The 26,951-nt window shown below is 68.2% G+C and carries 27 protein-coding genes, 1 tRNA gene and 1 pseudogene; 14 read left to right on the top strand and 15 right to left on the bottom strand.

Annotated features, from left to right (window positions below; genetic code table 11):
* Nucleotides 1–71: 71 nt before the first annotated feature.
* From OD997_RS05840 to OD997_RS05800, 9 genes are all read left to right on the top strand, one after another.
* Entirely contained in the window at nucleotides 72–905 is an 834-nt protein-coding gene (locus OD997_RS05840) for a ParA family protein (RefSeq protein ID WP_056311554.1), read from the top strand.
* Nucleotides 889–1,776 carry a segregation and condensation protein A gene (locus OD997_RS05835; RefSeq protein WP_434330776.1) on the top strand — a complete coding sequence of 296 codons (888 nt, stop codon included), beginning with the start codon at nucleotides 889–891 and terminating at the stop codon, nucleotides 1,774–1,776. Before OD997_RS05840 ends, OD997_RS05835 begins: the two co-directional genes overlap by 17 nt.
* Nucleotides 1,766–2,368: an SMC-Scp complex subunit ScpB gene (gene scpB, locus OD997_RS05830; protein ID WP_434330775.1), complete on the top strand. Its 603-nt coding sequence runs from the start codon at nucleotides 1,766–1,768 to the stop codon at nucleotides 2,366–2,368. The genes OD997_RS05835 and scpB overlap by 11 nt, the downstream gene beginning before the upstream one ends.
* A 73-nt stretch (nucleotides 2,369–2,441) precedes the next feature.
* Nucleotides 2,442–3,230, top strand: coding sequence for a pseudouridine synthase (locus OD997_RS05825; RefSeq protein WP_056306897.1), 789 nt, complete (start codon nucleotides 2,442–2,444; stop codon nucleotides 3,228–3,230).
* A complete protein-coding gene (locus OD997_RS05820) occupies nucleotides 3,227–4,372 on the top strand; it encodes a prephenate dehydrogenase (RefSeq protein WP_434330774.1) in 1,146 nt (381 codons plus the stop codon). The genes OD997_RS05825 and OD997_RS05820 overlap by 4 nt, the downstream gene beginning before the upstream one ends.
* On the top strand, nucleotides 4,365–5,039 hold the full coding sequence (cmk, locus tag OD997_RS05815; protein ID WP_434330773.1) for a (d)CMP kinase: 675 nt from the start codon (nucleotides 4,365–4,367) through the stop codon (nucleotides 5,037–5,039). Before OD997_RS05820 ends, cmk begins: the two co-directional genes overlap by 8 nt.
* On the top strand, nucleotides 5,032–6,552 hold the full coding sequence (gene der, locus OD997_RS05810) for a ribosome biogenesis GTPase Der (RefSeq protein ID WP_434330772.1): 1,521 nt from the start codon (nucleotides 5,032–5,034) through the stop codon (nucleotides 6,550–6,552). Before cmk ends, der begins: the two co-directional genes overlap by 8 nt.
* A 162-nt stretch (nucleotides 6,553–6,714) precedes the next feature.
* On the top strand, nucleotides 6,715–7,650 hold the full coding sequence (locus OD997_RS05805) for an NUDIX domain-containing protein (RefSeq protein ID WP_434330771.1): 936 nt from the start codon (nucleotides 6,715–6,717) through the stop codon (nucleotides 7,648–7,650).
* Entirely contained in the window at nucleotides 7,647–8,108 is a 462-nt protein-coding gene (locus OD997_RS05800; RefSeq protein ID WP_434330770.1) for a hypothetical protein, read from the top strand. The genes OD997_RS05805 and OD997_RS05800 overlap by 4 nt, the downstream gene beginning before the upstream one ends.
* Before the next feature lie 153 nt (nucleotides 8,109–8,261).
* Here OD997_RS05800 and OD997_RS05795 read toward each other — a convergent pair whose 3' ends face one another.
* The 6 genes from OD997_RS05795 to OD997_RS05770 are packed head-to-tail and all read right to left on the bottom strand — an operon-like array spanning nucleotide 8,262 to nucleotide 12,099.
* The gene (locus tag OD997_RS05795) at nucleotides 8,262–9,716 is read right to left on the bottom strand and encodes a DUF222 domain-containing protein (RefSeq protein ID WP_434330769.1); all 1,455 of its coding nucleotides are present in this window, start codon (nucleotides 9,714–9,716) and stop codon (nucleotides 8,262–8,264) included.
* A 38-nt stretch (nucleotides 9,717–9,754) separates the two neighbouring features.
* Nucleotides 9,755–10,141 (bottom strand): RNA-binding S4 domain-containing protein, encoded by a 387-nt coding sequence (locus tag OD997_RS05790; RefSeq protein ID WP_434330768.1) that lies wholly within the window; start codon nucleotides 10,139–10,141, stop codon nucleotides 9,755–9,757.
* Nucleotides 10,141–10,806 (bottom strand): lysoplasmalogenase family protein, encoded by a 666-nt coding sequence (locus tag OD997_RS05785; protein ID WP_434330767.1) that lies wholly within the window; start codon nucleotides 10,804–10,806, stop codon nucleotides 10,141–10,143. Before OD997_RS05785 ends, OD997_RS05790 begins: the two co-directional genes overlap by 1 nt.
* 38 nt (nucleotides 10,807–10,844) lie before the next feature.
* On the bottom strand, nucleotides 10,845–11,300 hold the full coding sequence (locus OD997_RS05780; protein ID WP_056306912.1) for a hypothetical protein: 456 nt from the start codon (nucleotides 11,298–11,300) through the stop codon (nucleotides 10,845–10,847).
* A 20-nt stretch (nucleotides 11,301–11,320) separates the two neighbouring features.
* Entirely contained in the window at nucleotides 11,321–11,518 is a 198-nt protein-coding gene (locus OD997_RS05775; protein ID WP_434330766.1) for a hypothetical protein, read from the bottom strand.
* A complete protein-coding gene (locus tag OD997_RS05770; protein ID WP_434330765.1) occupies nucleotides 11,515–12,099 on the bottom strand; it encodes a GNAT family N-acetyltransferase in 585 nt (194 codons plus the stop codon). The genes OD997_RS05775 and OD997_RS05770 overlap by 4 nt, the downstream gene beginning before the upstream one ends.
* Before the next feature lie 118 nt (nucleotides 12,100–12,217).
* On the opposite strand from OD997_RS05770, the gene OD997_RS05765 reads away from it, so the two are divergent.
* Nucleotides 12,218–12,294: transfer RNA gene (locus OD997_RS05765), tRNA-Pro, on the top strand.
* Between the two features lie 121 nt (nucleotides 12,295–12,415).
* Here OD997_RS05765 and OD997_RS05760 read toward each other — a convergent pair.
* Both OD997_RS05760 and OD997_RS05755 read right to left on the bottom strand, forming a co-directional pair.
* Nucleotides 12,416–13,324: a hypothetical protein gene (locus tag OD997_RS05760; protein WP_434330764.1), complete on the bottom strand. Its 909-nt coding sequence runs from the start codon at nucleotides 13,322–13,324 to the stop codon at nucleotides 12,416–12,418.
* Nucleotides 13,325–13,448: 124 nt separating this feature from the next.
* Nucleotides 13,449–14,285, bottom strand: a complete 837-nt coding sequence (locus OD997_RS05755) for a hypothetical protein (RefSeq protein ID WP_434330763.1) — start codon at nucleotides 14,283–14,285, stop codon at nucleotides 13,449–13,451.
* A 224-nt stretch (nucleotides 14,286–14,509) separates the two neighbouring features.
* Between OD997_RS05755 and OD997_RS05750 the strand changes: the two genes are divergently transcribed.
* The gene (locus tag OD997_RS05750) at nucleotides 14,510–14,677 is read left to right on the top strand and encodes a hypothetical protein (protein ID WP_164481734.1); all 168 of its coding nucleotides are present in this window, start codon (nucleotides 14,510–14,512) and stop codon (nucleotides 14,675–14,677) included.
* Nucleotides 14,678–14,761: 84 nt separating this feature from the next.
* Here OD997_RS05750 and OD997_RS05745 read toward each other — a convergent pair whose 3' ends face one another.
* Together OD997_RS05745 and OD997_RS05740 are read right to left on the bottom strand one after the other, a co-directional pair.
* Entirely contained in the window at nucleotides 14,762–15,037 is a 276-nt protein-coding gene (locus OD997_RS05745) for a hypothetical protein (protein WP_056516395.1), read from the bottom strand.
* Between the two features lie 64 nt (nucleotides 15,038–15,101).
* Nucleotides 15,102–15,587 carry a MarR family winged helix-turn-helix transcriptional regulator gene (locus OD997_RS05740; protein ID WP_434330762.1) on the bottom strand — a complete coding sequence of 162 codons (486 nt, stop codon included), beginning with the start codon at nucleotides 15,585–15,587 and terminating at the stop codon, nucleotides 15,102–15,104.
* Nucleotides 15,588–15,661: 74 nt separating this feature from the next.
* Between OD997_RS05740 and OD997_RS05735 the strand changes: the two genes are divergently transcribed.
* Nucleotides 15,662–16,561 carry a VOC family protein gene (locus tag OD997_RS05735; RefSeq protein WP_434330761.1) on the top strand — a complete coding sequence of 300 codons (900 nt, stop codon included), beginning with the start codon at nucleotides 15,662–15,664 and terminating at the stop codon, nucleotides 16,559–16,561.
* A 67-nt stretch (nucleotides 16,562–16,628) separates the two neighbouring features.
* Here OD997_RS05735 and OD997_RS05730 read toward each other — a convergent pair whose 3' ends face one another.
* Both OD997_RS05730 and OD997_RS05725 read right to left on the bottom strand, forming a co-directional pair.
* The gene (locus OD997_RS05730) at nucleotides 16,629–18,218 is read right to left on the bottom strand and encodes an amidohydrolase (RefSeq protein WP_434330760.1); all 1,590 of its coding nucleotides are present in this window, start codon (nucleotides 18,216–18,218) and stop codon (nucleotides 16,629–16,631) included.
* Complete coding sequence (locus OD997_RS05725) at nucleotides 18,218–19,453, bottom strand: MFS transporter (protein ID WP_434330759.1); 1,236 nt, start codon at nucleotides 19,451–19,453, stop codon at nucleotides 18,218–18,220. Before OD997_RS05725 ends, OD997_RS05730 begins: the two co-directional genes overlap by 1 nt.
* 182 nt (nucleotides 19,454–19,635) lie before the next feature.
* Here OD997_RS05725 and OD997_RS05720 point away from each other — a divergent pair, with 182 nt between their 5' ends.
* Both OD997_RS05720 and OD997_RS05715 read left to right on the top strand, forming a co-directional pair.
* Nucleotides 19,636–20,238, top strand: coding sequence for a TetR/AcrR family transcriptional regulator (locus tag OD997_RS05720; RefSeq protein ID WP_434330758.1), 603 nt, complete (start codon nucleotides 19,636–19,638; stop codon nucleotides 20,236–20,238).
* 374 nt (nucleotides 20,239–20,612) lie between these two features.
* On the top strand, nucleotides 20,613–21,005 hold the full coding sequence (locus tag OD997_RS05715; protein WP_434330757.1) for a hypothetical protein: 393 nt from the start codon (nucleotides 20,613–20,615) through the stop codon (nucleotides 21,003–21,005).
* Between the two features lie 42 nt (nucleotides 21,006–21,047).
* On the opposite strand, the pseudogene OD997_RS05710 reads toward OD997_RS05715, so the two are convergent.
* The 3 genes and pseudogenes from OD997_RS05710 to OD997_RS05700 all read right to left on the bottom strand — a co-directional run bounded on the left by OD997_RS05710 (nucleotide 21,048) and on the right by OD997_RS05700 (nucleotide 26,935).
* Nucleotides 21,048–24,603, bottom strand: a pseudogene (locus OD997_RS05710) (error-prone DNA polymerase).
* Nucleotides 24,603–26,141 (bottom strand): DNA polymerase Y family protein, encoded by a 1,539-nt coding sequence (locus tag OD997_RS05705; RefSeq protein ID WP_434330756.1) that lies wholly within the window; start codon nucleotides 26,139–26,141, stop codon nucleotides 24,603–24,605. Before OD997_RS05705 ends, OD997_RS05710 begins: the two are co-directional and overlap by 1 nt.
* On the bottom strand, nucleotides 26,138–26,935 hold the full coding sequence (locus OD997_RS05700; protein ID WP_434330754.1) for a hypothetical protein: 798 nt from the start codon (nucleotides 26,933–26,935) through the stop codon (nucleotides 26,138–26,140). Before OD997_RS05700 ends, OD997_RS05705 begins: the two co-directional genes overlap by 4 nt.
* Nucleotides 26,936–26,951 lie beyond the last annotated feature (16 nt).

Genomic DNA, 26,951 nt, shown 5'->3' with positions numbered 1-26,951 from the left:
GAGCAGGAGAATCGGTGGCTGAGAACGCGGCGAAGTCCAGGGCGAAGACGTCGAAGACCGACGACACACCCATGGGACCCACCGGGCGTCCCTATCACGGCTTCGCGACCCCGGAACCGCTCGCCTCGCACGGTCCCGCTCGCATCATCGCCCTGTGCAACCAGAAGGGCGGCGTCGGCAAGACGACGACGTCGATCAACCTGGCCGCGGCCCTCGCCGAATACGGCCGCAAGGTGCTGGCCGTCGACTTCGACCCGCAGGGTGCGCTGTCGGCCGGCCTCGGCATCCAGACGCACGACGTGCCGACCATCTACGACCTGCTGCTCGACACCAAGCGCGATGCGCATGACGCGATCGTGCAGTCGGGCGTCGAGGGCCTCGACGTGATGCCCGCCAACATCGACCTGTCCGCCGCCGAGGTGCACCTCGTCAACGAGGTCGCGCGTGAGACGATCCTGGCCCGCGTGCTGCGTCAGGTGGCGGGGGAGTACGACGTCATCCTCATCGACTGCCAGCCGTCGCTCGGTCTGCTGACCGTCAACGCGCTGACCGCGGCGCACGGCGTGATCATCCCGCTCGAGTGCGAGTTCTTCGCGCTGCGCGGCGTGGCTCTGCTGATCGAGACCATCGACAAGGTGCGCGACCGACTGAACCCGTCGATCACGATGGACGGCCTCCTCGCCACGATGTACGACCCGCGCACGCTGCACTCTCGCGAGGTCCTCGAGCGCGTGGTCGAGGCGTTCGGCGACGACGTGCTCGAGACCGTGATCGGTCGTACGGTGAAGTTCCCCGACGCATCGGTCTCCGGTGTGCCCATCACCGAGTTCGCTCCGGAGCACGCCGCCGCCCAGGCGTACCTGCGGCTGGCGCGGGAGCTGGTCGCCCGTGGCGCTGTCGCCTGAGGTCGAGCCGTCCGACACAGCGGCTGAGGCCGCAGCCACGGCTGCCGAGGGGCCGGTCCCTGACGTCGTCAGCGAGGCGCCGTTGGCTGATCCGGGATTCCGGGTCTCGCTGACGAACTTCGACGGACCGTTCGATCTGCTGCTGAACCTGATCTCGAAGCATGAGATGGACATCACCGAGGTGTCGCTGAGCGCCGTCACGAACGAGTTCATCGCGTACCTCAAGGAGCTCGACGACGACGAGGAGCTCGATCAGGCCTCCGAGTTCCTGGTCGTCGCGGCGACCCTGCTCGACATGAAGGTCGCGGGTCTGCTTCCGCAGGGAGAGCTGGTGGATGCCGAGGCCGTGGCGCTGCTCGAGGCCCGCGATCTGCTCTTCGCGCGCCTCCTGCAGTACCGCGCGTTCAAAGAGGTCGCGGCGTGGTTCGCGCGCTCCCTGCAGCGCGAGGACCGCCGCCACGTGCGCGCCGTCCGTCTCGACGAGAAGCACCGCAAGAAGACCCCGGAGCTTGTCTGGTCGCTCAGCGTCGACGACTTCGCCGCGCTGGCTCTGCTGGCGTTCGCGCCGAAGGAGATCCCGCACGTCGGGCTCGACCATCTGCACGCGCCGCTCGTCAGCATCCGGGAACAGGCCGCGATCGTCGTGACTCTGCTGCGCACCGCCGAATCGGTGAGCTTCCGAGAGCTGGTCGCGGGTGTCACGGAGCCGGGGATCGTCGTCGCGCGTTTCATCTCCGTGCTGGAGCTGTACCGCCACGCGGCGCTCTCCTTCGAACAACTGGAACCGCTCGGCGAGCTGACGCTGCGCTGGGCTGCCGACTCCTGGTCGGACGAGACTCTGGCATCTCTGGGAGCCGATTATGACCGATGACGTGACCGAAGCCCCGACCGACGAGGTCGTCCGCGAATCGCCTCTCTCCGAAAGGATCGAGGCGATCCTGCTGATCATCGACGAGCCGATCGGTCTCGTCGCTCTCGCGGCCGCGGTCGGCTCGCCCGTCGCCGCAGTGAGGCAGACCCTCGAGACGCTCGTCGACGACTACGACGGCAGGGGACAGGGCCCGCGGCGCGGGTTCGAACTCCGCGAGGTCGGCGGCGGATGGCGTCTGTACGTCCGCGAGGATCACGACGACGTGGTCGCCGAGTTCGTCGGTGGCCAGGCGCCCGCACGGTTGTCGCAGGCGGCGCTCGAGACGCTCGCGGTGATCGCCTACAAGCAGCCGGTGACTCGCAGCCAGGTGGCGTCGATCCGCGCGGTGAACGTCGATTCCGTGGTGCGTACGCTGCTTGCACGCGGTCTCATCACAGAGCTGTTCGCGGACTCCGAGACCGGTGCGATCAACTACGGCACCAGCGATGCACTCCTGCAGCACCTCGGCATCAACTCGCTCGACGAGCTGCCCCCCATCTCTCCTCTGCTCGACGACGGCGCAGACGGCTTCGACGAAGGGACCATCCGATGACGTCGGAGTCTTCGACGACCGCGGTTCGGACGGACATCGCGCACAGTTTCAGTTTCAACGAAGGGACCATCCGATGAGCGGCTTCGAGACACCCGAGGGAGTTCGCCTGCAGAAGGTGCTGTCAGCGGCGGGCGTGGCCTCGCGGCGCGTGATCGAGCAGTACATCGTCGAGGGACGCATCCGTGTCAACGGCGTGACCGTGACCGAGCTCGGCCGACGCGTCGACCCTGAGAACGACCTCATCGACGTCGACGGCACCGCCGTGCAGCTCGATGTGTCCAAGCGCTACGTGATGCTCAACAAGCCCACCGGCGTCGTGAGCAGCCTGCGGGACGAGAACGGCCGCCCCGACCTGCGCCGGTTCACCGACGACTACGAAGAGCGGCTCTACAACGTGGGGCGTCTGGATGCCGAGACCAGCGGACTGCTGGTCCTGACGAACGACGGCGACCTCGCTCACGTGCTCGCGCACCCGTCGTTCGGCGTCACCAAGGTCTACATCGCCAAGGTCGAAGGCGAGGTGACGGCTCAGACGATCTCGAAGCTCACCAAGGGGATCGAGCTCGAGGACGGGCCGATCGCCGCAGACAAGGCACGCCTGCTCGACACCTCCCGCGGGTCGAGCCTCGTGGAGCTGACCCTGCACTCGGGTCGCAATCGGATCGTGCGCAGGATGCTGGCCGCGGTCGGCCACCCTGTCACCGAGCTCGTGCGTCGGCAGTTCGGCCCGCTGCACCTGGGAACCCTCCCGGTTGGGAAGACGCGCGAACTGACTAAAATCGAACTGGGCGCGCTCTTGACTCTGTCGCGCCGTGATTCCGGTGTCGCCGAGGCGCCAGGCGAGCAGCAGGAGAACGAGTGACCGATACGACGAGTGCGCCCACGGGGGCCCGGAGTTCTGTCGCGCCGCGAACCGCGGCCAGGCTCTCCGGAACCGTGCGCGTCGTCGGCGCCGGCCTGCTCGGCGCGAGCATCGGCCACGCGCTTCGCGCCAAGGGCATCGACGTCGTCCTCGCCGACACCTCACCTGCACAGCTGCGCCTGGCGATCGACTACGGCGCAGGCCGTGCGGTCGCCGAAGATGATGCGCCGGCGCTCGTCGTCGTCGCCGTGCCGCCGGATGTCACCGCCGACGTGATCGAGGCGGAGCTCGCCCGATTCCCCGATGCCGTCGTCACGGACGTGGCGAGCGTCAAGCTCGAACCCTTCCGCAGTCTGCGTGACCGCGGCGTCGACATCACCCGCTACATCGGCTCTCACCCGCTCGCCGGACGCGAGCGCGGCGGGGCGATCTCCGCACGCGCCGACCTCTTCATCGGTCGCCCCTGGGTCGTCTGCCGCGATGCCGACACCCGGGCGGCAGACCTCGCTCTCGTCGAAGCGCTCGCTCTCGACGTCGGCGCGATGCCGCTCGAGATGACTCCGGAGGAGCACGATCGCTCCGTCGCTCTCACCTCGCACGTTCCTCAGGTCGTCGCCAGCCTCCTCGCCGGACGGCTCGCGGTGGCCGATGAGGGGGCGCTGCGTCTGTCGGGCCAGGGAGTGCGCGACACGACGCGCATCGCGGCATCCGCTCCTGAACTCTGGGTGCAGATCCTCGGCGCGAACGCCGGGCCCGTCGTGGAGATCCTCGACGCTCTGGCAGCCGATCTCCGTGAGGTGTCGGATGCGCTGCGTGCGCCCGAGGCGCCGGGTGCCCGGCGCGTGGTGGCGGAGACCATCCGGCAGGGCAACGACGGTGTCGAGCGACTGCCTGGCAAGCACGGGCAGAACCAGAGATTCGAATCCCTCGTCGTCATGATCGACGACACCGCGGGTCAGCTCGGTCGTCTGTTCGGGGAACTCGGCGAACTCGGCGTGAACGTCGAGGACCTCCGCCTCGAGCACTCGCCGGGCGCGCAGTTCGGTCTCGCCGAGATCAGCGTCGAGCCCGCTGCGCTGCATGGCGCGATCACCGGACTCCAGGAACGCGGCTGGCGGATTGCAGGTACGACCAATGACTGATTTCATCGCCATCGACGGACCCGCCGGTTCCGGCAAGTCCAGTGTGTCCAAGGCTGTCGCTCGCAAGCTCGGGTTCGGCTACCTCGACACCGGCTCGGCCTACCGCGCGCTCGCCTGGCATGTTCTCGACCGGGGGGCGGACACGGCGGATGCCGACGCCGTACTCGCCGCCGTCGCCGAGTTCCCGGTGCGACTGGGCCTCGATCCCGACGACCGCACCGTGCAGGTCGGCGACGCGGACGTCACCGACGCGATCCGCGAACCGTCGGTCTCCGGCGCCGTGAGCGGTGTCGCGCGAGTGCCCGAGGTGCGCGAGCAGGTCAACCATCTGTTCCGTTCCCTCGTCGCCGATGCGCCGTACCCGGCCGTCGTCGTCGAAGGGCGGGACATCACGACCGTCGTCGCCCCCGATGCGCCCGTGCGCATCCTTCTCACGGCCGCACCCGAGGTGCGCGCCGCACGACGTGCCGGCGAACTCGCCGGCGAGAACGCCCAAGCCGTCGCCGCCGCACTGCACAAGCGCGACGCATCCGACAGCGCCGTCGTCGACTTCCTGAACGCCGCAGAGGGCGTCGAGGTCGTCGATTCGACGGAGCTCGATTTCCCACAGACCATCGACGCCGTCCTCACGGTGATCGAACGAATCCGAGGAGCACACCATGGCTGACGACGAATACGAAGGCGGCCCCGACCAGCTCGCCGAGAAGATGGACCAGCTCGACGAGCAGCTCGCCGAAGCGCGCGCGGAGACGCTGCGCGCCGGACTCGCCGACTACGACCTGGACGATGAGGATGCAGCCCTCCTCGCCGGGATCACGATGGGCGAGGACGGGATCCAGTTCTTCCCCGCCCTGCCGGTCGTCGCGATCGTCGGACGACCGAACGTGGGCAAGTCCGCGCTCGTGAACCGCATCCTCGGCCGCCGTGAGGCCGTCGTCGAGGATACCCCCGGTGTGACCCGCGACCGCGTGACGTACAAGGCCGAGTGGGCCGATCGTCGCTTCTCGCTCGTCGACACAGGTGGCTGGGAGCCCGACGCTCGCGGCATCGACCGCTCCGTCGCGGCTCAGGCTGAGGTCGCGATCGACCTCGCCGATGTCGTGCTGTTCGTCGTCGACGCGATGGTCGGCGCCACATCGACCGACGAGCACGTCGTGAAGCTGCTGCGCAAGAGCGGCAAGCCCGTCTTCCTCGTCGCGAACAAGATCGACGACGCGCGCCAGGAGCCCGAGGCTGCGGCTCTCTGGAACCTCGGACTCGGCGAGCCGCACCCGGTCTCGGCCATTCACGGTCGTGGAGTCGCCGACCTGCTCGACGCTCTGCTGAAGACGCTCCCCGATGTCTCCGCGGTGGCGAAGGCGGAGATCGGTGGACCCCGTCGCGTCGCGATCCTCGGTCGCCCGAACGTCGGAAAGTCCTCACTGCTCAACAAGGCAGCAGGCGAGGAGCGCGTGGTCGTCAACGACCTCGCCGGTACGACTCGTGACCCGGTCGACGAGATCGTGGAGCTCGGCGGCAAGCTGTGGCGTCTGGTCGACACCGCCGGAATCCGTCGTCGTGTGCACATGGCACAGGGTGCTGACTTCTATGCGTCGCTTCGCACCTCGGCCGCTCTCGAGAAGGCTGAAGTCGCAGTCGTCGTCCTCGATGTGTCCGAGACGATCAGCGAGCAGGACGTGCGGATCATCGACCTCGTGCTCGAGTCCGGTCGCTCGCTCGTGCTCGCGTTCAACAAGTGGGACCGTCTGAACGACGACGACCTCGAGAACGCCGACCGCCGCCGTTATCTCGAGCGTGAGATCGAGCAGGACCTGGCGCACGTCGCCTGGGCTCCGCGCGTGAACATCTCGGCCAAGACGGGTCGTCACCTCGACAAGCTGGTGCCTGCGCTCGAGACGGCGCTCGAGAACTGGGACCGTCGTATCCCGACGGGCAAGTTCAACGCCTTCCTCGCCGAGCTCGTCGCCGAGCACCCGCACCCGCTGCGCGGAGGAAAGCAGCCGCGCATCCTGTTCGGCACCCAGGCGTCGACGCGTCCGCCGACGTTCGTGCTGTTCACGACCGGCTTCCTCGACCCGGGATACCGCCGATTCATCCAGCGTCGCCTTCGCGAGCTGTACGAGTTCGACGGAACCCCGATCGTCATCAACATGCGAGTGCGCGAGAAGCGCCAACGCTGAGTCGCATCCGAGTCGCCACTGTGCCCGCGCGAATTCGCGCGGGCACAGTTGTTTCTGCCGTGCGTCGATGAGAGTGCTCCGGAACCGCCGTCTGCAGGGCGGCTGTTCCCGCGTATGACCCGCGCGGATGCCGATACCCGGATGCTGTGACAGGCTGAGGGGGTGACTGTCGTACCTCCCGCTGCCGGTGAACCTCGTCGCCCGGACGGGCCGCGGAACCCTGGTGATGCCTGGGTGATCGCGCCGTCGGGGGAGAAGTACTGGGGCCGCTTCGGTGCGGCCGGACTGCTGGCGTTCGACCACGAGCGCGGGATCCTTCTGCAGCACCGGGTCTCCTGGAGCCACTTCGGCGGAACCTGGGGTCTGCCGGGTGGTGCTCTGCACGCGGGTGAGAGCGCGATCGTGGGTGCAGTGCGCGAGGCGCAGGAGGAAGCCGGCGTTCCTGACGGCTCCGTGCGACCCCGCTTCACGAGCGTGCTCGATCTGGATATCTGGTCGTACACGACCGTGATCGCCGACGTGGTGCGGCCGTTCGAACCTGTGATCAGTGACCCGGAGAGCGTGGCTCTCGAGTGGGTGCCAGTCGATGAGGTCGACACGCGGCCGCTGCATCCCGGATTCGGGAGCGCCTGGCCTGTTCTGCGGGAACTGCTCGATGTGCGGCCTTCGTTGGTCGTTGATGGTGCGAACGTCGTCGGTTCCGTGCCGGACGGATGGTGGAAGGACCGTGCCGGTGCTGCCACGCGTCTCGCCTCGCGCCTGGACGGGCTCGCCCTGCCGGCGTCTGAGCTCGGCGTCGGGGGAACGACCTGGTTCCCGGAGATCGCTCTCGTGGTCGAGGGTCGCGCTCGCGGGATCTCGGCACCGGAGACGGACGGGTCCGCCCAGCTGCTGCCGTCCGGTGTCGTGTCGGTGGTCGACGCGGATGCTGCCGGTGACGACACGATCGTCGCCGAGGTCGAGCGTCGAGTTCGCGCTGGGCAACGGGTAGTGGCCGTGACGAGCGATCGCGAGCTGCAGGCTCGGGTCCTGTCGGCCGGGGCGTCGCAGGTGCAGTCCGCAGGCTGGTTGCTCGGTGTGTTCGACTCCGGACGATGAGCCGGCGTCGGGTTCCGCTGACGGCTGCGGATCGCGTGGGAGACGCGATCGGTGTCGGCGCCGCACTCGTCGGCACGGTCGCGGTGCATCTGGCTCTGTTCAGCGGTGATCGGTACTTACCTCTGCGATTCCTGGTCTTCCCGCTCGACAACGTCATCGCATTCAGTGCGTTCTGGATATCGGTGGTGCTTCTTGGGATCGCCATCATCCGCGCAAGTCGAGCCCGTGCGTGGAATGTTCTGAGCTCCCGCAGCGGACCACGTGATGCGGCTACCCCGGGATCGGTGACCCGCCGTGCGCTGAGGTCTGCGGCACTCGTCGCCGCGATCAACGCGCTCTTCATGATCGTGTTCGTGATCGGAGCTGTCGTGGCCTTCGTCGTGATCTTCGTCATTGCTGCGGCGCTCATCGCCGGGGTCTACATCGTGCTGAAAGCGACTGCGCCTTCGGCGAGCTGAGGCCGGGCGGGGTGGGGCAGGGCAGGGCAGGGCCGCCGGGCAGGGCCGTGAATAGCCTGCGTCCGTGAGTTTTGGTGCCTCCCCCGCCCGGCGGTCCTGTGTGCTGGTGCCCACGGGTGACCGCGCAGAGATGCGAGTCCTTCGCGCTCGGGCTCAGACGAACATGACCCGTCGACGCGGTGGGTCGGCGTAGCTCCGACCGAGCGGACTCGTCCAGTTGACTGTCCCATCGGAGGTCTGGCGAGCTGTCCATCGATACCGTTCATCGATGTCGGGGTGTTTGAGCGAGTGGTGCGTGGTGCAGAAATGGCTGAGATTGTCGATGCGCGTTCGCCCACCGCGCGCATGGTCGTGATTGTGGTCGATCTCGCACCGGTGCACCGGCATCCTGCACCCGGGGAATCTGCAGTGCTCATCTCGCGCTCGAAGGAAGCGCTTCATCTGCTCTGTGGGGGAGTATGAGTCAGTTTCGGTGACCAGGCCAGTCGCGTCGAGGAACAGGCGGGCCCATCCTTTGCAGTGGCCTGCGAGCCCGCGTGCGACATCGGGATCCAGTGGTCCGTGACCGTCGAGTTCGGCAGGTCGGTCGTCGTCTCCGGCGAGAGTGCTCGCGGCAACGGTGACCTGGATTCGGGCCGAGATGTTCTCGAGCCCGGTGCCGTTCGCTTCGCTCGGGTCAGCGGCGAGGAGGAGGTCTGCGAGCAGATCGGCGCGGATCTGGTCGAATGTGCGGGTGTCGCGGGAGAGATGCTCGATGTCGGGGCTGGTCGGATCGGTCATCGGGTCGATCAGGCCAGCGAGCGGATCGACGACGAAGGTGCCGTCGGCGGCGATGACTCCTGCTTCGAAGTACGCCGCGTATCGCGGGTCTTCGGGGGAGAGGTCGGAAAGGCGCAGCGAGTTCTCGGTGTCGTCCAGCGGATCGAGGATCGGCTCTCGCTCGTCGCGAGTGCGGTCGATGTGTCGCGCCATTTGTGTGAGTCGATCGGAGATAGCCACGGCGACCCACTCCGGCAGGATGGCCGTGAGCGCCGCCAGCCCGTCGCCCACCGACCGGACGGTGACGCAGCGTTCGGCGGCCGCGCGCCGCTGAGTCTCGACGACGGTCTCGCCCACGAGGCCGGCCGCGACCTTGCGGGCATGAGTCTTCGTGCGCGAAGCCGTGTCATGCTCGGCGACCACCAGCACTGCGGTCTCGTAGAGACCCATGGTCGCGGCTTCCACGCGTCCGTCGCGGATGGCGTCGTCGACGATCTGACTGGCTCGAACGATCTCGCGGACGTGGTGCGCAGTGATCGAGCCGGCGGCGAACGATGCGAACACGGCAGGCAACGCCCGTGACAGGGTGCGCGCATCGGTGAATGCGTACTCGATCGAGCCCTTCGGGATGTGCGCGGCTGCGGAGTACTCCGCAATCATCGAGCGATAGATCGCGTCGCGGTGGTACGGGCTTTCGGAGACGTCGCGGTTGTGCACGTCGATGCGCTCGGCGAGTAGCGCGTAGGACTCGGCCTCGAGTGCTGCGATCTGACGCCGCTTGTCGGCCCACTCATCGAGCAGGCGACAGCGCTCTTCGAGATCGAGGTCGAGATCGGTGCGTGGGGCCATGCGCCCAGTTTAGAAGATATGTTCGAAGCATTCTAGGGTCAGCCGTGGAATATGCCGTCATCTTCCGTGCTGCGCCCGCGCAGCCTGTCGATGTCCCGTCGCTCTCGTTTCGTGGGCCTGCCCGCGCCTCGATCGCGCAGTCCGAGTGCCGCCTGAGGCTCGCGCTCCGGCGTGCGGTCTTCGTATGCCAGCGCGGCGAGAGGCGCGCCGACGCGCTTGACGAGCAGCTGTCGCACGAAGAGGATCCGGTCGAAGCCCGCGATGCGCACGCGCAGTTCGTCGCCGATGCGGATGTGCTGCGCGGCCTTGACCTTGTCGCCGTTGACGCGTACATGCCCCGCACGGCATGCAGTCGTCGCGGCGGAACGCGTCTTGTAGATGCGGATCGCCCAGAGCCAGCTGTCGACCCGTGCGGCATCGGCCATCAGGCATCTCGCTTTCTCAGTGCGATCAGCGCGCCCGCGATGATCAGTCCCTGCCCGATCGTATAGGTCGCCATGATCGCGGGGCTGCTCCAGGCAGGGAGCGAGTCGGGGAGGAAGAGTCGGAGAGCGAGCAACGTGTCGCTGGTGAGGAAGAACGCGCCGCCGACAGCGACGAGCGGGTGACACCGGGTCGAGAACGCCGCGGTCGCGCCGAGGATGAGCCCGTAGACCGCGACCGCGATCAGCAGGCCGCCCGTATGCGGGCCCAGGAAGGCGAGCATCGCGACCCACCATGCGGCGTAGATCAGCGCCCACCACGGCATCCGTCCCCGGCCGACGTGGCGGATGAAGAGTGCGATGTACGCCAGGTGTGCGATGCCGAAGAAGAGGAGCATGAGCGGCACTTCTGGCGCGGTCGGGAAGAGCGCTCCCGCGCTGTCGCCGAGCCAGGAGAACACGATCGCCGCGAAGAGCAGCGCCAGAGCGGCACGTGAGCGGATCGTGCGCATCGACACGAGCACGGGGATCGCGAGCAGTGGCATCAGCAGGAGCTTGCTCGGGCCTGCCGCGGGGCTCTCGAGAGCGAGCAACGCCACATGGATCGCCGACACTGTGATGTACGGGACGAAGGCCCACAGAGGCGGGGCGGCCGGGCGGCGCTGCATCCTCCCATCGTATGGCGGGCGGGATGGCGTCTGCCCGTTCAGGACTCGACGGTCACCTGCGTGATCTGGCCGTCGGTGCCGAGATGCACTGCGGGCCAGTAGCCCTCGGGGAAGTGCTCGCCGCACGAGTCGATGAAGTGCAGCACGATGGTTCCGTCGGCGGATGCCTCGAGGGTTTCGAGGGTGAGATCGGATGCGGCGTCGTCGAGCTCGTGCTGCTCAGGCGTTCCCGTGCTGAAGGCCGCGACGATGGCGTCGGAGGCGAGGCGACGGAGAACCGCGAGAGCGGCGATGGTCTCGTGGACGTGGGGAAGCAGGGCGCTCGCCTCGTCCGAGTTCGTGCCCTCGATCATGAGGTCGAGAGGTGCGCCCTGAGCGACGGTTCCGCCGGCGTACCAGTCATGAGTGAGGACCGTGCCGTCGGAGAGCTCGGTCGTCGCGCGGATGAAGGTGCCGAGCTCGGGGTCGTCGATGGTCGGATGCTCTTCGCTCATGCTCCCACGCTAGTCGTCGGTCAGGGTGCGAGCGAGCGCCTCTGGAGCTCGAGGCGCTCTCGAAGGATGCGGATCGCCTTCGGCCCCACGCCGTGAATGGCGAGGAGCTCCCGCTCTGAGACGGCATCGAACTGGTCGAGGCGAGTGAAACCGTGCAGGGCCAGCTCGCGCCGGGCGACCTTGCCCATCGACGCGGGGAGCTCCGAGTCGTCGGTCACGCCGTCAGCTCCAACGCGACGAGGGCTCGGCCGGGCTTCATCTCGGCCTGCTCTTCGAAACCGGCGGCCAGGAATGTGCCCAGCGTGCCGTGGAAAAGGTCGTTGGTGCGCTTCTTCTCGCCTCGGGTGTCGACCGGGTAGCCCTCTATGAGTCGCGCACCGGATGCTCGCGCGAAATCGACTGCGGCACGCAGCAACTCGTGGTTGAGCCCTGTCCCTCGATGCTCGCGACGGACGACGAAGCACGTCACCGCCCAGACCGAGACGTCGTCGAACGGCTCCGCCGTGGTGGCGGCGATCATGCGGGTGCGCGGAATCCGTGCCTGCACCGAGCGCGGTCCGATGCGGATCCACCCCGCGGCCTCGCCGTCGACATAGGCGATCAGGCCCGGAGGGGGGCCATCGGCGATCTCGTCGCGGAGCATCTCCGTTCGCTGCGGGGTCGTCGTCTCGTTCCAGTCCTTGTTGCTCAGCATCGGCCAGATGCACTGACAGCTGGCGCCGTCGCCGCCGCCGGTGAGCGCATGCTGCACGTCATCCCATCGGGCGGTCGTCGCCACCTCTGTCGTGATCGTCACCATGCATGCGACGGTACGCCGGGCCTCCGACACCCCGCAACGCCCGGCGGTCGCTCGGTTCGCGGACCGCCCGCGAGTGGGGCTAAGATAGGGGAGTTGCCTGCGCGAGAGTGCAGAACAACGGGCTGTGGCGCAGCTTGGTAGCGCACTTGACTGGGGGTCAAGGGGTCGCAGGTTCAAATCCTGTCAGCCCGACCACAAAGGCTGTTGGCAATACTGATCGCCAACAGCGAGAAAAAGAGAAGGGCACCAGCTTCGAGCAGGTGCCCTTCTCTTTTCGTGTCTGCGGAGTCCGATGCGGATCAATACTGACGAGTGGCTACCCCTGGCTGGCGCAGTAGGCCGACAGTCGCTCCTCACCAGAGGTCAGGGCCCCGTCCCATGCGGCAAATGCTGCGTCTGCCTCAGCGATGTACGCATCGAGCTCGTCCTCAGAGAGCTGGAGCAGCTGCTCCTCGGTGAGCAGAGTGGAGAACCCGTTCTCGTAGAACGTCTCGTACGCGTCGTACATCCGCGCCATCTCTGCGTGGGCCTCGGGATCGGTCACCTGCACCAGTGCGGCTTTGAGCTGCACGAGCCCATCGGCCGCTTGGCGCTGAGCCGCCGCCACGTCTCCGGTGGCCGCGACAGTGGATGCACCGTTGTAAAGCACACCTGCATCGACCCAGTCGCCATTGGCAATCTCGCACGCCTGCGTTACAGTCTGACCGCTCTGCATCAGTCCGCACAGATCGTAACGCTGCACGTCCGCATCCGACATCTGCTGCAGGATCTCGGTCTTCTGCTTCCCCAGAATGACCAGGAGATTCGCGGGATCATCCAGATCGACGACATACCCTTCCGGAACATCGCCCAGGCCCGGCCAGATGGTGTCGGCATACTGCTGATGTGCACTGATCGACGCGTCGAGGGCCGCTCGCAGTTCGGGAGCATCGACACGCTCAGCGATGCCTTGCAGGGCGGAGATCACCGCCTGGTGCTCCGTGTGCTTCTGCGCAAAGTCTTTGCTCTGGGTATCGGCTTCGAGCGCCACCCACGGATCGAGAGCGAATCCCCATTCGACGTTCACCGTCTTGCATGCGCCATCGAGGCTCGGCTCCGTCTGCGAAGTAGGCGCTGGAGCGGAATCGTCCTCGGCGGAAGGGATGAGCGCCGTGCATCCCACAGCGCTCACGGTCAACGCGATGACCGCCGTGATGATTCCTGCGCGCCTGATGGCACTTCCCATGCTGTCCCCCCGGGTGGTTCCTCGTATCGCAATCCTCGCTCATCGTCTCAGAGGAAACCGCCATTCTCGATTCGTGAACACGAAGATGACCATCGGGCGTCACTTCAGCGCCGTTGAAAGCCGGTCACCAGGTCGCGCCTGTGTTGGCCCATTCCAGTGTCGACAGCTTCGCCTCGATCGTCTCGAGGCCGATGGTCCCGCATCCGACCAGAGTGAGCCCGCGCAGTCGCGGGAGGTCGTTGATCGCGCCGATGCCGGTGATCTTCTTGCAGTACTGGATGCTCACGATCTCGAGTCGCTGGAGTGCGGCCAGTTCCGAGATGTCACCGAGAGACGTGAGGTTCTTCAGGCGCAGCGACTCCAACTGGGGGAGCGCGCTGATCCCGGTGAGGCTCGTCAGGGTGCGTCCACCGATCAGCCCGAGACGGCGGAGCCCGACCGGCTCGACGAGTCGGAAGATCTCTTCGTCGATGGGGACGTTCAACAGGTTCAGCTCTTCCAGCGGCAGTTCGAGGGCCTGCCGCACATTGCTCAGAGATCTCTGCGGATAGAGGGAGAGCGCTCGAAGGGCAGGGAAGTGCTCGTTCTTGAATCGGAAGGGTTCGCCGACGTAGAGGGTCTTCAGGTTCGGCACCACCACATCCGGCCATACCAGTGTGCGATCGCTGATGTGCACCGAGAGCTCTTCCAGATTCTCGGGGAGGTCGCCCTGCCGCAGTCCGGTGACGACGGTGGGGAGCATCCTCCCCGGGCCGATGCTGAGGGCTCTCAGGTTCGTCATCGCTGAGATGATCTCCGGCAGACGGTCGATCGGGCCGTCGAGGGGTGACCACAGGTGCACATCGGTGACGCGTGACAGCCGTTCGGTGTCGTACGGCAGGTCGTAGAACACGAGGTCCCTGTCCGGCACGTCGAACAGGTCCTGGTGCTCACTGTGTAGCACCATGGTCCGCTTGCTCATGATCCCCTCATCCATTCAGTCTCGGTTCCGCCGGCCGTCGTCCACGCCACGACTCAGAGTAGTTGTGCGTGCTGTCGTCGTACCTGCAACTGCCGGTCCGTACTGCATGAGGGCATACCAGGCCCGCGCCGAAGTCCGAAGCACCCGGATTCCGCCGCCCGTCAACCCCCTCCGCCGATCGGGCACCCGCGCGTAGCGTCGGTATCTCCGACAGAGGAGACGCAATGAGTGATCTGCAGAACACGCACGGAACATCCGGCGGCGACGACGAGGCGGACACCGCCTCCGGTGGCGCCCCCGAGGAGTCGACGTCGAAGAGCACCGAGGAGATCCTCGAGGACGAGACCACCGACGACGACGGCAAGCCGCTCGAGAACCCGTCCGGCGGCTGAGTCGACCCGCGCTTTCAGATGAAGACCCCTATCCGACCTTCAGGCCGGGTGGGGGTCTCGTGCGTGCGAGAGCTGGGGCGGGAGTTACGCCGTGCGCACCGTGAGCATCCGCCAGCCCTCGGGTACCTTCGCCCGGAGGGATGTCATGTCCTCGGCTTCGATCTGCTCGATGCCGTCGACGCGCTTGAACGTGCCCATGGCCTCCATCTTCGCCTCGCCCTTGAGCATACGCACGGGGGCCGACGTCAGATCGAACCCGGGCTTGCGATGCTGCTCGAGCTCCACGAGCACCTCTGCGAGGGTCGTCCCGATCACGTCGGCGGTGCTGGACTCGACGGGGCGGATCAGAGCGATGAGCATCGTCCCAGCCTATGCCGCGATCGCAGCGCTGCCCGATGCCGCACCGGAGCGGATCGCCGAGCGTTCACCGAGGCGCAGGGGAGCGATGCTCTCCATCCGTGAGGCGCCCGGTGATCGCACTCATGATCTCAGCGAGCGACTCGAGCTGCGCCGGCGTCAGCGCATCGATCACGAGCTGTCGGGCCGTGTCTATGTGACCGGGCATGGCATGGATCAGCTGCCGTCGCCCCTCGGCGGTGAGGCGGACGTTCGTCGCGCGCCTGTCTTCGGGGCTGGGGAAGCGGTCGACGATGCCGCGGGTCGCGAGCCGGGTGCACACGTGTGAGAGCCGGGGGAGTGTGGCGTTCGTCGATGCGGCGAGCTCGGTCATCCGCAGAGTGTTCTCGGGCGCGAAGCGCAGGGAGGTCAGCACCATGAACTCGAAATGCGTCAGGTGCGCATCCCTCTGCAGCTGTGAATCCAGCGCTACGGGAAGCAGCTGGGACACGGCGATCAGTCCGAGCCACGCGTCGGACTCGCACTCGTCCATTCGAGGAACCCGGAATACCATGGGCTCATCGTACGTTACTTGTAGCGACAATCAATTGCGAGGACAGCCCGATCTCGGGCGGAACGGAGCCGATCATGACAGGCACGATCGACGCCTGGCGCGCCCCCGCCGTTTCGACGGCAGGTTCCGCACCCGACGGCGCGCGCATGAACGCGGTCGAGCTGCTGGTCCGCGACCTCGATGCGATGACGGCGTACTACCAGCAGGCCGTGACCCTCGACATCCTCGACCAGTCCGGCGCGACGACGACCCTCGGTCGTGCCGGTGAACCGATCATGCGGCTGCGTCAGGAGAAGGACCTCCCGACGGCCGATCCCCGTGCCGCCGGGCTCTACCACACGGCGATCCTGTTCCAGGATGAGTCACGGCTGGCGGCCGCGCTGCTGTCGGTGGCGCAGCGCGCCCCGCAGACCTTCACGGGTTCCGCCGATCACCTCGTCAGCGAGGCGTTCTACTTCACCGATCCCGAAGGCAACGGTCTGGAGCTCTATCACGACCGTCCGCGGGAGCAGTGGCAGGTCGCGCCAGACGGGTCGGTGCACATGGACTCTCTCGCACTCGACCCGAATCGCTTCCTCCGGCAGTGGCTGACCCCGGGTGCCGCGGACGAAGGCGAGACGGCGACGATCGGGCACGTGCACCTGCAGGTCGGCGACATCCCGACGGCCCGTCGGTTCTACTCCGACATCCTCGGATTCGACGTGACCGCGGCTCTCGGGAACTCCGCGCTGTTCGTGTCCGCGGGCGGGTACCACCACCACATCGGCATGAACACCTGGCAGAGCGCCGGAGCAGGACCGCGTGCGGCCTCGCTCGGGCTCGGCGACGTGCGCGTGACCGTGCCGACCCGCTCCGACATCGAGGAACTCGCCGACCGACTCTCGTTCCACGGCATCGAATCTGACGACGACGGGCGCACGCTGCGTCTGAGCGACCCGTGGGGGACGCGGCTGGCGCTCACGCCGGACAACTGACCGGAGCGGACTGCGGACAGACGGGAGAAGCCGCAGCCCGACCGGCTGCGGCTTCTCCTCGTCGTCCTCAGGCCTCGTACACCGTGCGGCCGGCGATCACCGTCCGCACGACCCGCGCCGTGAGCAGCGACCCGTTGCCCTCCGCGAACGGATCGGTGTCGAGCACTGCAAAGTCGGCGGCCTGACCGATCGCGATGCGACCTCGCCAGGATCCGTCGCCGATCGATGCCGCGGCATCCCTCGTGGCATGGGCGATCGCGCGATCGAGCGGCAGCGCGAACTGCGGATGCACCGCCGGCACGTCGGGATCCAGGGCTGACGCGCGCGTCGCGGCGACGTACATGTTCGCGAGAGCCTCGTGCGGGGCTGTCGGCGCATCGGTGGAGAACGCGAGCAGCGCTCCGGCATCCTCGTACTCCGGCCAGGCGAACGCGCGCTCGGCACGATCGTCGCCGAGCTGGGCGGCCCAGTTCGCGAAGATCGCGGGGTCGGCGTGCACCGGCTGCATGGATGCCGTCACACCGAGTCGCGCCATCCGCTCGGCGGTCCCCGGTGCCGCGTACTCGAGGTGCTCGATCCGGTGGCGGCGGGGGCGGTCGCCGTTCACGGTGATCGCATGCTCGATGGCGTCGAGTGCGAGTGTGCTCGCCTCATCGCCGATCGCGTGCATCGCCACCTGCAACCCGGCAGCGTCCGCGGCGGCGACCACCGGTAGCAGGCGCTCAAGGGGCCAGATCGGAGCCGCATTCGTGCCGTCGGCGTACGGCGCTCGCATCGCGGCGGTGCACGCGTCGATCGTGCCGTCGAGGACGAGCTTGATGCCGATCACGTCGACACCGTTCGTGTCGGTGCCGGCGAGCTCAGCCGCTTCGGCGACCTGAGCCAGGTTGGCCTCGTCGTCGCCGGTGTTCGCGACGAACCAGTGCGCGGCGATCCGCAGCGGCAGCCTGGCCTGTTCCGCCGCTCGTCCGAGCGCGTCCAGGGCGAGACGGTCGAACGCCATGTCCACGGCGCCGGTGACCCCCGATGCGAGGTAGGCCTCGACGACCCGCGCGACGGCGGCATCCCGCTGCACGTCCGTGGTCACCGCGTCGCGGTGGGCCCAGGCGTGCTGCTGCGCCGCGGTCTCGTAGAGCATCCCGGTCGCGTCGCCGTCGGCATCCCTCTCGATGCGTCCGCCGATCGGATCCGGAGTCTCGCGGGTGATTCCGAGAGCGACCAGCGCTGCCGAGTTGACCCAGCAGGAGTGGTAGTCGTTCGCGTCGAGGTAGACCGGGATGTCCGCGACCACGGCATCGATCATCGCGGCCGTCGGAGCGCCGCCGGGTATCGCGTCGAAGAGCCAGCCGCGTCCGCGAAGCTCGCCGTCGGCGCTCTGCCGCGCCCGGCTCAGTCTGTTCTGGATCTCCTCGAGCGAGCCCGCATCGGTGAGCCCCACCTGACCGAGCGCCTCGCCCATCATCAGCAGATGAGTGTGCGCATCGGTGAAGCCGGGGAGCACGGTGCGGCCACCGAGGTCGACGGTGTCGTCGGCAGGAGGTGCATCGGCTTCGAGGCCCACGAAGGCGAACGACTCGCCGTCGACGACCACGGCATCGGCCCAAGCGGCGTCATCGGCGGTGAAGAAGCGGGCGTTGCGGAACACGGTGCGGGGCATCAGAGGGTCTCCGAACTGGTGGCGGCACGCTCGAGGCGTGTGGAGAGGAGGGCGATCGCGCTCGCGGGTACGGCGAGGACGAAGCTCGCGATGCCGAGGGCGACGGCGAAGCCCTGGAATCCGAGAACGCTCACGAGAGCGGCGCCGATCACGGGAGTGAGCGCCGAGCCCACCAGGTAGACGGCGAGAAGCGGTCCCGACCAGCGACCGTCGGCGTCCAGCGCTGCCGAGGTCGAGACGAAGTACATGAAGGCGATCGCGTACACGGTGTTCCAGGCGATGAAGACGACGATGAACGCGGTGGGGTCGGTCGTGAACCCTTCGACGATCTTGAGCACGCCTCCGGCGACCAGCAGCACTGCCAGGGGCAGAGCGCGTCCGAGTCGGGATCCCACGATCATGAGCAGCAGTGATCCGATCAGGCCGCCCGCGGTGGCTCCGCTGAGGGCGATGCCGAGCCCCTCGGGTGTCAGTCCCGTCTGCTCCGCGCCCATGACGCCCGCCATCGCCCAGAGCGAATCCTCGCTGGCCGCCCAGAGGGTGAACACGACGAGCAGGCCGAAGCCGGCCAGGGCGACCGTGCGTGACCGTGCGGGGGAGAGCCGGACCGTGCCTGTCGGCGGCACCTCGATCGGCATCGCTTCGGCCACGGCCGCTGCTGCCTGAGGGGCCGCCACGGGGGCGGCCGGCAGCCACGCCGAGACGACGAGACCGACGATGCTGAACAGTGCCAGCGCGCCGAACACGTCGATCGGGGCCAGGCCGACGAGCGGGATGACAGCGAGGACGACCGTGATCACGCCGCGGTTGGCTAGGCCGTTGAACCCGGCGACCCGGTCGGGGTTGCGGAAGGCAGCGAGGGCGGCGCCGGATGCCGCGACAGCGCCGCCGGCGCCCGCACCGCCGAGGAGGAGCGCCGGAAGCATGAGAGTGGGGACGAGTGCGGCCGTGGCGAAGCCGACCGCCGCGATCGCGAGCCCCGCCCGCGCGACGGTTCGTCGATGCGCTCCGGCGCAGAGGGGCGCGATGGCGAGTCCGGTCACTGCGGTGAGCAGCAGAGTCGCGGTGACCAGCCAGCTCGCGGCGAGCACGTCGATGCCGAGCCCGGTCTGCGCGGCCGTGATCATGTACGGCGACAGGTTGACGCCGAGGTAGCCCGCGATGCCGATCGCGAAGGTCGCGGTGGCGGTGGGCAGTCGGAGGGGGACTCGGGTGCTGAGATCGATGGCGGTCATGGTTCTCCCACGGAGAGGGGCACGGCGATGTGCGCGGATGTGATGCCGGAGTGCGTTGGGTAGGGCACGTTCTCGTAAACGAATGGTGTTCGTCAACGAATGGTGTTCACTATTATGCACAGGAGGAATGCAGCGGGGAAGACCTTTCTCGCCACCCCTCCGAATCAGAGAGCGAGCGTGCGATGCCCAGGCCGACGAGTCCCCTTCTGTCGCCGGAGATCATCGGCGCCGCCGGCCTCGAGCTGTCGAAGGCGGGAGAGCCGTTCGGAGTGAACGCGATCGCCCGCAGACTGGGGGTGCGCCCCTCGTCGCTGTACAACCACGTCGACGGCATGGACGGCATCATCGAGCAGATGCGCGGCAGGCTCATCGAGGACTACCGCGTCGAATCGCGCGGTGAGCCCTGGGATCGGTTCCTCATCGATCTGCTCCGGCGGCAGCGGCACATGTACGCAGATCACCCGGCTCTCGTGCCTCTCCTGATCGGCAAGACCATCACGCATCCGGCGGTGATCGCCGCCTATGACGACCTCGCGACCGTACTCGTCGAGGGGGGATTCCCCGAAGATGAGGTGCTCACGGTGATCGCGGTCATCGATGCCTTCGCGATCGGCTTCGGTCTCGACCTGGCCTCACCGGACGAGGTGTGGGAGCCCGGGGAGGGGACTCGCACGCTGGGGCGGGTGCTCGACGGGGCGGAGCGAGGGACCGCGCGGGCTGACCGTACGTTCGAGCTCGGGGTCGGACTGCTTCTCGACTCGCTGCGCGCGCGCCTCGTGCGCTGAGTCGGTGGCGGACGGCGGCGGGTCGCGCGTCGGGTGATCGGCGGAGTGTCCGGGCCAGTCCGGCGGAGTGTCCGGACGATCGCAGGCCAGCGCGTTCCGCGCGGTGCGGGGCTGGTTGCCCTCCCGAGTCATCCAAACCCCATTTTGGATCGCTCGAGAGGGCTCACCGTCCTTCCCGGACGGTAGGGGAGGCGGCGAAAGACTTTCGCTGCTCTCTCGACTGATATCCCCAGATGTTCAGCCGGTAGCCCCCGCTACTTCTTGCAGAATATCGCTTAATCCTCTTGTCCGCCATTTGGGGGACAAAGAAATCTACGAATATTTCTTCCGAGACTGGGGCTTGTCGCGAGAACGTCCACTCATAGAGTGGGTTCATGGACAGAAAGCTCGTGGTCAACGCGCCCCTCGCCATCGCGCACGGACACCGCGTCGAGGTGTCGGAGCGCGTCGACGAGCTGACCGGGGAGTCCGTGATCCTCTCTGTCATCGACCTCGACACTCGCATCCGGTATCGCCGGCCCGAAGAGCCGCGAGGGCAGGTCAGCCGGTGGCTGGGTCGTGTCGTCGACTGCACGGTGACGATCGGGCTCGGCCACGGATCGCACACCACGCTCACGGTCGAAGCCGATGGTGATGGGCGAGGTGCGACCAGTGCCCGAACAGCTCTGCACGGTGCGGATGCCGCGGTGGACGCGGCGAAGGCCGAAGCCGACCGCTGGGGCGGTGGGGACCGCGTGCCCGAGCCGGAGCCTGAGCGCTTCTGGTGAGCACTCCGCGGATCCCGTGAACGGCAGGTACGGTTTGCCCGTTCATCGGAAGTCCCGCGAGCGATGGGTGACTCCAGTGCGGAGGTCTTCGAAGGCATCTGCGAGAACGTTCACGACGCCCTCCGCCGAGCGCTCGAGGATGCCGCGGATGATGAGAGCGGGTGAATCGCGCGCCACTCGGTGATAGCGGCTCCACACCCCCGTCGAGCAGATGACGTTGACCAGGCCGCTCTCGTCTTCGAGGTTGAGGAACGTGACGCCCGCCGCGGTGGCCGGGCGCTGCCGATGCGTCACGAGGCCCGCGACCTCGATGCGTCTCCCCGTCTCATGGCTCTGGAGGTCGAGGGAGGTGAGTACGCCCCGCTCTCGGAGGAGTGCGCGGAAGTGCGCCATCGGGTGGTCGTCGGTCGAGACGCCGGTCGCCCAGAGGTCGGCGGAGAGTCGTTCATAGCTGGACTGATCCGTGAACAGCGGCGGCTGCACGGCGACGGTCGTTCCCGGGAGGAATCGCGAACGGTCTTCCGCGGCCGCCCCGGACAGCCAGATCGCCTCCCGGCGCTGGAGCCCGAGACACTCGAACGCCCCGGCGGTCGCCAGAGCCTCCAGCTGCGCAGCCGTGGCATCCGTCCGCCTCACCAGGTCGTTCAGATCACGGAAAAGGCCGCCGGACTCGCGCTCGGCGACGATCCGCTCCGCCAACGGCAGGCCGATGCCGCGGACGCCACCGAGTCCCATACGCACGGCATAGCCGCCGTCTCTGCGGTGCGCCGCCGATTCGTCGGGCAGTGATCGGTCGAAGCGCGGCACGCGTGGCTGAAGCGGGTCGGCACAGGAGTCCAGGCCGGTCGGGATCCGGAGAGGCGCCCCCTCGAGCGGCTCCAGGGTCTCGGTCGCCCCCGAGGCATGCAGATCGGGACGCCGGACCTCGACCCCGTGTCGACGGGCGTCTGCGGTGAGCGTCGATGCGGAGTAGAAGCCCATCGGCTGCGACCGCAGCAACCCCGCGAGGAATGCCGCCGGGTAGTGCAGCTTGAGCCAGGAGCTGGCATAGACGAGCAGGGCGAAGGACAGCGAGTGTGATTCGGCGAAACCGAAGTTCGAGAACGCCTGGATCTGCGCGTAGATCCGGTCCGACTGCTCGGCGGAGAGCCCGCGCCTGGTCATCCCCGCGTAGAGCTTGTCTCGGACCTTCTCGATCTTCTCGAGTCCGCGCTTGGACCCCATGGCGCGGCGGAGCAGGTCGGCCTCGTCTGCCGTGCAGTCGCCGATGGCCGTCGCCATCTGGATCAGCTGCTCCTGGAAGATCGGGATGCCCAGCGTGCGCTCGAGGATCGGCTTGAGATCGTCGTGCGGGTAGGGGATCTCGAGCACCACCGGGTCTTCGCCCCTGGCAGCCCTGGCGCGGTTCTCCTCGTCGAGGGCGTCCTTCGCCATCTTCCGACGGACGAAGGGGTGCACGGCGCCGCCCTGGATGGGCCCTGGCCGGATGAGCGCGATCTGGATGGCGAGGTCGTAGAAGGCCCGCGGCTGCAGTCGGGGGAGCAGGCCGATCTGCGCACGCGACTCGACCTGGAACACCCCGATCGAGTCCGCGCGGCAGAGCATGTCGTAGACCGCCGGCTCTTCTTTGGGCAGCGTCTCGAGGGTCCACAGCTCGCCCGTGGCGTCGTGGATGAGGTCGAAGCAGTGCTGGAGAGCTGCCAGCATCCCGAGCCCCAGCAGGTCGAACTTGACGAGCCCCATCCAGGCCGCGTCGTCTTTGTCCCACTGGATGACGGTGCGGTTCTCCATCCGCGCATGCTCCACGGGCACGACCTCACCCACGGGTCTCGCAGTCAGCACCATTCCGCCGGAGTGGATGCCGAGATGCCGAGGCGCCTTCAGCAGCTCACCCGCGTAGTCGAGCACGTTCGCGGGGATGTCGTGCTCGTCGGCGACCTCGAGGCCCGCGCTCCATCCGTCGACCTGCCGGGACCAGGCGTCCTGCTGCCCTGGCGAGTAGCCGAGAGCCCTCGCCGACCTCGAGGCCCGCGCTCCATCCGTCGACCTGCCGGGACCAGGCGTCCTGCTGCCCTGGCGAGTAGCCGAGAGCCCTCGCCATGTCGCGCACGGCGTTCTTCGGTCGGTACTGGATGACATTCGCCACCTGCGCCGCGCGTTCCCTCCCGTATTGGCGGTAGACCCACTGGATGATCTCCTCCCGGCGGTCGGAGTCGAAGTCCACATCGATGTCCGGCTCCTCCTGACGTGTGGTCGCGAGGAAGCGCTCGAAGGGCAGGCGGTAGAGGATCGGGTCGACGGCGGTGATCCCGAGCAGATAGCAGACGGCGCTCGCCGCAGCCGAGCCGCGGCCCTGACAGAGGATGCCGAGACGCTTCGCCTCGGTGACGATCCCGTGCACGATGAGGAAGTAGCCGGGGAAGTCCTTCTCCTCGATGACATCGAGCTCGCGTCCGATCCTGCGGCGACCGTCGGCATCCAGGCGCGGGTACTTCGTCGGCACCGCCTCCCACACCAGGTGCCGCAGCCAGCTCATGGGAGTGTGTCCGTCGGGCACCTCCTGCTTCGGGAGCGCAGGGCGCGCTCGGCGGAGGGGGAAGGCGGATGCTGCGGCGAGCTCCAGCCCGTACGAGATCGCGCCGGGATGGCGACGGAAGCGTGCCGCCATCTCGGCGCCGCTGCGCAGATGCGCTCCTCCGTGTGCGGGGAGCCAGCCGTCTAGGTCGTCCATGCTGCGGACTGCACGCACCGCGGCGACGGCCTCGGCGAGAGATGCCCGCTCGGGGGCGGCGTAGTGCACGTTGTTCGTCGCCACCACGGGCAGTCGCATCCGCCTGGCGAGGTCGGCGAGAGCATCGTTGCGTCGGGAGTCCTGCGGGTCGCCGTGGTCGAAGAGCTCGACGGCGACGTGATCCTGCCCGAAGAGATCGACCAGGCGGCGCAGCGGGGTGTGCGCGTCACCGGCTTCGAGGCCACGGCGGACGCCGCCCTTGCGGCACCCGGTGAGGATCGTCCAATGCCCGTCTGCGGTGGCGGCCAGCTCATCGAGATCGTAGACGGGGCGCCCCTTCTCTCCACCGCGGAGGTGAGCGGCCGTCATCGCTCCGGAGAGCCGGTGGTAACCCTCCAGCCCGTCGGCGAGCACGAGCAGATGGTCGCCGATCGGATCGGGGGTGCCCCGCTGAGGCGCGTCGAGCCCGAGGGAGAGCTCGGCCCCGTACACGGTCTGCACCTTGACGTCCATCAGCTCTGCGACCTCGGCGAAGCGGGCAGCACCGTAGAAGCCGTCGTGGTCTGTGAGCGCCAGCGCGGTCAGGCCCAGCCGCTCGGCTTCGGCGAGGAGGTCTTCGGGGGAGGAGGCTCCGTCGAGGAAGGAGTACGACGAATGCGCATGCAGCTCGGCATAGGGGACGGCGTCCTCCGGCCGGCCGACCGTGGTCGGAGGAGTCCTCTTGCGTCGGGTGCTGATGGGGCCGGGATCCGGACGTGTGCCCTGGGGTGTGCTCGGTGGCGTCCCGCCGGTCGGGTACGGCGACTCCTCGCCGCTGAGGGTGCGTTCCAGTTCGTTCCATGACAGAGGGGGATTGTGCCAGCCCATCAGCGATACCTCCCCTCGGCCCACCAGCGATCGCCTGTGCAGAAGACCAGCCAGGCGCGGTCATGGTCGTCGATGATCTGCAGACGGTGTCCTCGCTTGCCGCCGCCGGCATCCCATCGACGCTCGTGGATGGGCCAGGGGCCCGCCCACGCCTGCACATCGTCACCGTCGATGCGGGTCGGCGCGGCGGAGAGCGCCCCTCGCTCGTCGACGAGGACCGTCGCGCCGTCGGGAGCGAGCACTCCGATCGGCCGAGGCGGTCGGAACACCTCGGCGGGAAGGGGATCAGGAAGGCTCCCCGGCCAGGGGCGCCCGGGGTCTCGGGGTGCGACCGCGCGTTCTCCCCAGGGCGTGAGCACCTGTCGGTCGGCGAGCCAGCGCCCGCCGGAGAGCGCTGCGGTGACCACGCCCTCGTGACCGAGCATCGTCTGCACGCGGGAGATGGCGTGGTGCAGACGCTCATCGGTGCCTGAGCCGAAGAGGCCCGGCTGGTGGTGTGCGGCATCATCGACGGCCACGGGGACGATGCGCACCAGTTCGATGCCGCCGAAAGCCCGTGCCTCATCGATCGGCTCCTTGGCGGACTCCGCCCCCAGTGCTTCGAGCTGCCAGCGCACCCGGTCTACGAGGTCGGCCGCATCGAAGCAGGTCGGGTGCAGCCAGGGACGGGAGAACACCGTGCCGTTGTCGTCGATCAGGTCGATGCGCACCTCGGTGCACACGACCGATGCGTCACCGAGCGCGAGCATCACCGCGTCAGCCGTCTGCCGGACCGCGAACGCCACCTGATCGGCTCCGGCCAGAGCGGGCTCGAACTCGACGGAGCGCACGAGCTCGGGATCGGGTGGCCGCGGAACCACGGCGCGGGAGTCCGCTCCGGCGGCGAGAGCGTGCAGACGGGCACCGCGCTCGCCGAAGCGATCACGCACCTCGATCTCGTCGAGGGCGGCGAACTCGCCGAGCGTGCGAACCCCCAGCCGGATCAGAAGACCCGTGAGCTGTTCGTCGCGCAGCACGCTCACGGGCAGCGGGGCGAGGAAGTCGTTCGCGAGCCCCGCGGGCACGACGGTGCAGGGCGTGCGCCCCCTGGCGGCGAGCTCTGCCGTGAAGGGACCGTCGGCGATGCCCACGCGCACCTCGGGGAAACCGGCTCCGGCGAGGACGTCGATCAGCGCCGTACCGGCTTCGGCCTCACCGTCGTGGTACCGGGATATGCCCCTCGCTCGCACCGCCGCGAGCCCAGGCCGCAGCAGAGCCGCACCGGGGGCGTGCTTCTCGATGAGCTGCAGCACCGGCAGGAAGGCCCGCTCATCTCGGGCGGCATCGTGAGGAAGCACACGCAGCGACGAGATGTGCCCCTGTGCGACGCGGCGACGCTGACCCGCGCGGACGCCGTGCTCCCTGGCGGAGGCGGTGCAGGCGATGACGGTGTTCGCCTGCACCAGGGCGGTCGGCGCATGCGGTGGGGGGCCGCCCAGAGCGGCTCGCAACGGCCAGTCGGGGAACCACAGGACCAGGACTCGGAGAGGCGAGGTCATCCGGCCACCGCCAGTGGCGGGTATTCGAGAGGGGTGCCGGCTCCGCCGCGCAGGCCATGCAGCGTGGTCGGCGCGGTCGTGATCTCTTCGAGGATCTTCTCGGACGGCAGCTCTTCGACCGCTCCGTGGGTTCCGGGAAGGCGCACCCGAACGCTCGAGGACAGCGGACTGTGCCTCGTCCTCGCGGTCACCGTCGCCGTCGACCCCTCGATCAGCCCCCACCCCTCGCCGACCCCGAGCCAGTGCTGGTCATGGAGCCGGATCGCGCCCTCGCTCTGCGGCCAGGCGCCTGTCGCCGTGGACTCGGTGACCAGGAGCGTGCTCCCGCGGTCGCGGAGTCGGGCGCTCAGACGGGACACATCGGCATCGCGTGCCCTGCTGCCCGGCTGCACGGCGATCAGCGGGACGACCTCGGCGAGTGCGGAGGTCGCGGCGAGCCAGCGGTCTCCCGGCTCGGGGACGAGGATGAGCCGGGCGAGTTCGATGCCGAAAGCCGCTGCGGCCTCGACCCCCAGTGTGGGCATGCCGACCACGGCGCACCAGAGCCCCTTGCTCGACGCCGCGGCGAGCAGAGCGAGGACGAGGCTGGGCGAGGGGGAGACGCTGTAGGCCGTGCCGGTCTGCAGCCCCTCTTCGGGAAGCAGGGAGGAGAAGGCCGGATCGAGGGGCAGCAGCGGATGCTCGCTGCGTCTGCGCTGCATGCGGCTGATCTCCCGGCGCAGCCGAAGCACCTCTCCGGCGCGGGAGTCGCCAGCCGGAGAGAGCGCGGTCACCGCATCGAGCCCGATCCCCATGTATCCATCCTCGAAG

This window comes from Microbacterium sp. CGR1 (genome assembly GCF_051062835.1).
In the GTDB taxonomy this organism is placed as follows: domain Bacteria; phylum Actinomycetota; class Actinomycetes; order Actinomycetales; family Microbacteriaceae; genus Microbacterium.
This window is presented reverse-complemented; position numbering and strand designations above follow the sequence as displayed.